The organism is Citrobacter sp. TBCS-14 (assembly GCF_005280805.1).
GTDB classification, from domain to species: domain Bacteria; phylum Pseudomonadota; class Gammaproteobacteria; order Enterobacterales; family Enterobacteriaceae; genus Citrobacter; species Citrobacter gillenii.
Window position 1 is genome coordinate 1 of sequence record NZ_SZWM01001039.1, and the last position, 471, is coordinate 471.

General features: G+C 33.1%; 2 protein-coding genes. Both read left to right on the forward strand.

What is annotated here, in order from left to right:
* On the forward strand, positions 1–193 hold a 193-nt coding region (locus FDX22_RS23830), incomplete at its 5' end, for a hypothetical protein (RefSeq protein WP_047692915.1).
* The coding region (locus FDX22_RS23835; protein ID WP_137365916.1) for a hypothetical protein at positions 190–471 on the forward strand (282 nt) is incomplete at its 3' end. The genes FDX22_RS23830 and FDX22_RS23835, both read left to right, overlap by 4 nt.

Sequence of the window (471 nt, forward strand, 5' to 3'; positions counted from 1 at the left end):
TAACGGTTATGAAGTTATTGAACCTAAATTTAAGTTTTATAACTTTTCTGATAGTAGCGGAGGAACTGCATTATATTATGCTGGACAGTCTAAACAATTAACAAAATTCGAGCAAGATGCTCTTGAAGTTAAAGAGGGGAGCGAGGAATATAAAGCTTTGTTAGCTTTAGGTTTCGTTGAAGAAGAAGTATGATAACATCTTTTGAATCACTAGCTGAAAGACGATTGATAACTCTTAATTATCACAAAAAGGATAGTCAGCAGTACATCAACAGCTTAAATTACTTTGAATATGCTAGAATGTACTTTGAAAAAAATGGCTTTCCTGATGATAACAGACGAGTTTATCAAAGTGGCAAGCGAAAAGGCCAAAAAGTTAGTTGGTCTGATAAAGAGGAAAAACAGCAGAAAGACGATATTAGAAAGTTCATATATGAAAAGCAACTACAAAAGTTTAAGGGCAGAAGAAAA